This window comes from Actinosynnema sp. (assembly GCF_052038725.1).
Window position 1 is genome coordinate 1 of record NZ_JBQGCX010001337.1, and the last position, 6037, is coordinate 6037.

At 71.9% G+C, this 6037-nt stretch carries 5 protein-coding genes; 2 read left to right on the forward strand and 3 right to left on the reverse strand.

The annotated features are described in order from the left end of the window. Positions 1 to 1125 (reverse strand): hypothetical protein (locus tag ACTUAL_RS28200; RefSeq protein WP_440902363.1); only part of this gene is annotated, 1125 nt, incomplete at its 3' end. 304 nt (positions 1126 to 1429) lie between these two features. Continuing rightward, positions 1430 to 1807, reverse strand: a complete 378-nt coding sequence (locus tag ACTUAL_RS28205) for a MerR family transcriptional regulator (RefSeq protein WP_440902364.1) — start codon at positions 1805 to 1807, stop codon at positions 1430 to 1432. Between the two features lie 150 nt (positions 1808 to 1957). Between ACTUAL_RS28205 and ACTUAL_RS28210 the strand changes: the two genes are divergently transcribed. Further along, positions 1958 to 2293, forward strand: a complete 336-nt coding sequence (locus ACTUAL_RS28210; RefSeq protein WP_440902365.1) for an EthD domain-containing protein — start codon at positions 1958 to 1960, stop codon at positions 2291 to 2293. Positions 2294 to 2406: 113 nt separating this feature from the next. Then, complete coding sequence (locus tag ACTUAL_RS28215; RefSeq protein WP_440902366.1) at positions 2407 to 3963, forward strand: alpha/beta hydrolase; 1557 nt, start codon at positions 2407 to 2409, stop codon at positions 3961 to 3963. A 58-nt stretch (positions 3964 to 4021) separates the two neighbouring features. Here ACTUAL_RS28215 and ACTUAL_RS28220 read toward each other — a convergent pair. Continuing rightward, positions 4022 to 6037, reverse strand: a 2016-nt coding sequence (locus tag ACTUAL_RS28220; protein WP_440902367.1) for a discoidin domain-containing protein, incomplete at its 5' end; no start/stop codon positions are given.

The following is a 6037-nucleotide window of genomic DNA, read 5'->3' on the forward strand; positions in this document are numbered from 1 at the left end:
GACCGAGATCGTGCCGCCGACCGGCGCGATCCCGATCGCGAGCGCGCGCACCCCGGCGGGGTCGAACCCGCTGGTCGCGTTGTCGCGCACGCGCAGCACCAGCTCCGCACCGACCTGCCAGCCCACGCGCAGCGAGGTGACCGCGTCCCGGTCCAGCGCGAGCAGCACGACCTCGGTGCTGACCGCGGCGGCGAGCCCGGCCAGCTCCAGCGGCACGTCACCGCCATCACCCGGCTCGTCCACCTCCAGGCGCACCCCGGCCCGCCGCACCACCGGCTCCAGGTCCTTGACCAGCGCGGCGAACGCCTCGCCGACCGGCTCGCCGGACAGCCCACGCCTCACCTGCTCCTCGGCCCGCAGGTCGAGCAGCGCGCCCATCGCGAGACCGGTCGCCTCGGAGCGGGCCTGCCGGTCGTCGTAGCGGGACGAGCGCAGCGCCACGAGCATGGCCTTGACCAGCGCGGACTGCCGCTGCACGAGCTCGGCGGCGACCTGCGCGCCCGCAGCCGCGGCGCGCCTCGCAGAGTAGGACTCGTCGTCCGGGATGCCGAGGGCGCTCGAGGCGCCCAGGACGTCCGAGGCGCCCGAGGCGTTCCGGGTCCCCGGAGCGTTCGGGGCATTCAGGACGTCCGAGGCGTCCGAGGCCTTCGGAGTGGACGCGGGCATGGCTCGACCGACGCGGCGGGTGGCCGCGTGGTGGGTGGCCGCGTGGTGGGTGGCGAGGAGTCGCCACAGCGCGCTGACGACCTGGAGGGCCGCGAGTTCCTCGGTCTCGTCCGAGACTACCGCCGGGTCGTGCACCAGCACGAGCACCGAGGCGGTCCCCCGTTTGGGTTCAGCTCGCAGCACGCTCACCCGGTACGGCCGCCCGCCCGCGGTGGTCCCGCCGCGCCACAGCGGCTCGGCGCCCGCGGACTCGAGCAGGTCGGCCAGCACGGCGGGGGTGAGCGCGGCCTTGGTCTCGGGGTCTCCGACCACCCGGATCGGGGGGAGGGAGGCGCTCAGCTCGACCAGCGCCCGATGCGGGACGAGCCCGGCTATCGCGGTCGAGCAGGCCTCCAGGCGCCGCCCCTCGGGGGCGTCCAGCAGGTCCACGGCTCTGGAGAACAGCTCGACCGGTTCCACGACTCGGAATGTAGCGCCGGGCCGGAACCGCCCGGAACCGGCACCGGGGCGGTTCGGGAGGGTGTTCCCGCAGTTCACAGCGGCGTGGATCGGAGCGGGGGCGGGAACGCGACGGTGGACCGGCGGTCCGGTCGGCGGACGGGAAGAGTTACCCAGAACACATCCGGGACCGCCGTCTGAGCGGTCGCCACCCCGAGGGCGAGCGTCAGCGCGAGGGCGAACACCACCGCGAGAACGGACGCCAGCGCGACGGCGGGCGTCAGCACGACAGCGGGCGTCAGCGCGACGGCGGGCGTGGCCGCGTTCAGGTCCCCGGTCGCTCCAGGTCCGCCAGGTACGCGCGGTTGATCAGCACCAGCTCGTCCAGCGCGGACCGCGCCGCCACGAGCCCGTCGATGGCGGTCGTGAGCCGGGCGTGCTCGCGGGTCATCGTGGCCAGGGAGCGCCGGGCGACCCGCGCGCCGGGGTTGGCCGCCATGCAGGTGATCAGCTCGCCGATGGCCCCGCTGGACAGGCCCGCCGCGAGGAACGCCAGGATCAGACCGACCCTGTGGACGTGCTCCTCGTCGTAGTGCCGCTGGCCGCTGGCCGAGCGCTCGCTGACCAGCAGCCCCTGCTCCTCGTAGTAGCGCAGCGACCTGCGGCTGGCGCCGGTCCGCGCGGACAGCTCACCGATGCGCACCCCGCCGACCTCCGCCACCGACCGCCGCTGTGGTCCGGGTCACCCCGGCTTGCCCTTCACACGCGTGTGAGCGTTTAGCGTAGCCGACGTCGGGGACGACCCGGCGCCGCGACCGGAAACCGTTGTCGCACAACACAAACCGGAGGATTGATGCTCAAGTTCGTCTACCTGGTCAACCGCGTCGAGGGCATGTCGGCGGAGGAGTTCACCGCCTACCACCGGGAGCGGCACGCGCCGCTGTTCGCCTCGATCCCCGAGGCGCGCGAGCTGGTCCGCAAGTACGCGATCTCGCACCCGGTCCCCGCCCCCGACCACCCGGCCCCGGCCTACGACTCGGTGACCGAGATCTGGTTCGACAACTGGGCCGACCACGACGCGTTCTTCACGTCGGAGAACTACCTGGAGCGGGTCCAGCCCGACGAGGCCGTGTTCATCGACCTGGCCACGCTCGGGGTGGTGGTCACCGAGGAGCGGGTCGTCCTGTGAGCCGGGGACCGGGCTGAGCGCTCCCCCGCGAGGCCGCCGGGACAGGGGTTGACCATGCCCTTGGGGCATGGTTTTCCCTGGTGGCACAACCACTTTCGGGAGTAGGGGGAAGTGTGCGAAAACGACTCGTGCTCGCGGTCGGCCTGGCCCTGGTGGCCGGGGCGACCCCCGCGGTCGCCGAGAGCGCGCAGGGCGGCGTCCCCGCGCGCTACACCGCGCAGCGGCTGGACTGGCACCTGTGCGCGCCGGAGGAGCTGACCACCCAGCCGCCGGCGGGCCTGCAGGGCTTGGAGTGCGCGACGTTCCGGACGCCGCGCGACTGGGACCGGCCGCGCGAGGGGCGGGACCTCACCATCGCGGTGAGCAGGCTGAAGGCCACGCACGGCGCCACCGCGTCGCTGCTGACCAACCCCGGCGGCCCCGGCGGGGACGGCAGGTACTTCCCCGCCGCGCCGAACTTCACCGAGCAGACCCGGTTGCGCGAGCACCAGGAGATCATCGGCGTCGACGTCCGGGGCACCGGCAAGAGCACCAACGTGACCTGCGACGGCGCGTGGAGCACCCTCGACGACCTGGACGCGCGCGACCGCAGCCCGGAGAACCTCGACCACGCCCTGGACCTGGCCGAGCGGGCGGCGGACACCTGCCAGGCCGCGTACGGCGACCTCGGTCCGGTGATCAACACCCACCAGACGATCCACGACTACGACCTGCTGCGCGCGCTGCTCGGCCGCGAGCGGATCAACTGGGTCGGCTACTCGGGCGGCACCTGGCTGGGCGCGCACTACGCCCAGCGGTTCCCGCAGCGCACCGGGCGGTTCGTGCTCGACTCGAACACCGAGTTCACCACCACCTGGCAGAAGTCGTTCGACTGGCAGGCCACGGGGTTCGAGCGCAGCTGGCGCGAGCACTTCCTGCCGTGGGCGGCGAAGCACGACGACGTCTACCACCTGGGCGCGGACGCCGAGTCGGTGCGGCAGGTCTACGAGGCCGTGCGGGCCGCTCTGGTGCGCCGGCCGGTGGAGCTGCCCTCGCAGCAGGGCCCGTTCCGGGTGACCGCGCCCGTGCTCGACGGCGTGGTCACGCAGAGCCTGTACAGCAAGGTGCTCTTCGAGGGCCTGGCCACGTTCCTGGTCACGCTCAAGGGGATCACCGAGCAGGGCTCCGCGCCTCAGGAGGACGTCGCGGCGGCGGTGGCCGCGGCGGAGCTGGCGGCGGACGAGCCCGACGCGATGCGGGCCACGTTCTGGGCCACGCTGTGCGGCGAGGGCGAGTGGACCGGTGACCGCAGGAGCGCGATCCGCGACTCGAACCGGGCGCACGAGCGCGGTCTGACGCTGGTCGGCAGCGGGTGGCCGCTGGTGCAGCTGTGCATGTTCTGGGACAGCGAGCCGCGCGCGCTGCCGAAGCTGGACGGGCGCGGGGTGCCGCCGGTGCTGATGCTGCACTCGGAGCTGGACGGCGCGACGCCGATCGAGGGGGCGCGGCGCGCGCACGCGGCGTTCGAGGGCTCGCGGCTGATCACCGTCACCGGCGACGGCGACCACGGCCTGTACGGCATGGGGAACCCGGTGGTGGACGAGATCACCAACGCCTACCTGGTCGACGGGGTGGTGCCCGCGGACCGGGAGGTGGCGGGGATGCCGCTGCCGGATCCGTCCGCGAAGTGACCGGGTGAGCTGACCGGGCGGGGAGGGGCGTGCCGAGGCGCGCCCCTCCCCCGTTCCGCTAGCGCTGGTAGGCCTTCACCTCCGTCAGCGCGGTCTTGAAGCCCGGCGCGTGGGTGAAGCGCACGCGCAGGCGTTGGGTGTTGACGCTGCCGAACGTCGCCTTGTTGTAGTTGGCGCGCGGGGTCGCCGGTGTCGCGCTCTGGTTCGGGACGGCCACCCAGGCGCTCCCGTTGTGGTATTCCACCGCGTAGGAGGCCGGGGCCCGGTAGCGGTTGGCGGCGCGGTCGTCGCGGAAGTGCAGCCGCACCTCGTTGACCGCCTTGGACTGGCCGAGGTTCAGCTCGTACCAGTCGCTCGCGTTCGGCGAGCCCGCCGTTCCCCACAGGGGTTCGTTGGTGGGCAGGCCGTCGATCGCGGCGGCGAGCGAGGTTCCGGACGCGGTGTAGGAGGCGGACGGGGTCGCGGACTGGGCCAGGTTCGGGGTGGTCGAGGTCAGGTCCACGCCCGCCTTGGCCAGCACGTCGACCATGCGCGCGCTGGTCTGCTGGACCTCCTGCGGGGCGCGGAGACCGCTGAACGGGGCGCTGTGGGTGGTGGCGCCGCCCGCGGGCAGGCTGACGCTCCCGGTCGCCGGGTCGTAGACCAGCCTGGTGAGGCGGTCGACCGTGGCGACCCTGGTACCGTTGAGGAACACCGAGTAGCCCTGCGGCACGCCGTTGTAGCGGGTGACGCCGTCGGCCGGGTCGTCCCACACCACGCTCAGGTCCGCGCCGTGGTAGCGCAGGTTGTTGACCGCGAAGTGCGACCAGCCGATGTCGATCGGCCACAGCTCGACCTTGTTGTCCGAGCGCGGGCGCAGGCCCGCCACGTCCTCGACGACGGTCCAGTTGGAGCTGCCGAGGATGTTGTGGTGGATCCAGGACCGGTAGTCGATGGTCTGGGCGTTCGGGTTCCAGTTGGCCCAGAACTCGTTGGCGTCCGGCCACTGCGTGTTGCCGCCGGTGAACTGCGCCCAGGCGTTCCAGTAGAGCAGCTTCTTGTAGTCCTCGGCGCCCATCCACTGGTTCGGGTAGTTGCGCAGAACCGAGGAGTAGAGGCGGAACTGGACGGTGGAGTTGATGGTGGAGAAGTTGTTGCTGCCGGGGAAACCGGCCTGGGCCGCCGCGGCCTTGTCACGCTGGTTCGCGGTGTAGAAGGGGAACACCGGGTACTCGGCCGGGTCGGCGAACAGCCGCAGCGCCTCGCGGTAGTCGGCGGTGTTGGGCACCAGGCCGACCGAGAACGGGTAGTAGTTGTTGATCTCCTTCCACGGCACGTGCGCGTTGGTCGCCACGTGCTTGTGCTCCAGCAGCTTGCGAGCGGGGTTCCACAGGGTCGACATGACGCCGTTGCGGATGCGGTCGGCCAGCGCCTGCATCTCGGCGGCCTTGGCGGTGTTGCCGAGCATCGCGTAGGCCTGCTGGGCGGCCATCGCGCCGCTCCACACGTACGCGGTCTCGGCCCGGTCCATCCGGCCCTCGCGCCAGTGGAACGACACCGCGTCCGCGTCGTTGCCGGTCAGCGCGCCCCAGTCGTACTCGATGACGCCGTTGTTGTTGGTGTCGTAGAAGGAGAGCTGGCCCTTGGCGTCGCCCTCGGCGTAGCGGGCCAGGTTCCCGATGATCGCGGGCTGGCCGCCGTGCACCTGGTAGCTGCGCCAGGCCGCCTCGGAGATGTACTGGGTGTACGAATTCGACCAATTTTCCGGATCGCCCGGATTGTCCGTGAACCGGGCGTTCTTGCCGGTCTGCCCGGCCGAGAGCCAGGGGCCGTAGGAGTACTCGGCGTTGCGCAGGTACTTCAGGTCGTCGATGTGCATCGGCTGGGTGAGCACGATGGCGTTGTTGTAGCCGGTGACGCCCTCGATGGACACCGGGAACTGGTAGTCCTGGCCGGGGATGTCGACGTCGAGGTGGTTGAAGCGCATCAGCCACCAGCGGTAGTAGACGCTCTTCTTGATGGCCGGGTCGGGGACGTCGATGTAGGGGACGTTGTCGGCCCACCACTTGTTGTAGGCGCGCACGTGCGTGCCGAA

Coding starts and splice junctions, on each gene's coding strand:
- ACTUAL_RS28210 (WP_440902365.1), top strand. CDS start 1,958: ATGCTCAAGTTCGTCTACCTGGTCAACCGCGTCGAGGGCATGTCGGCG.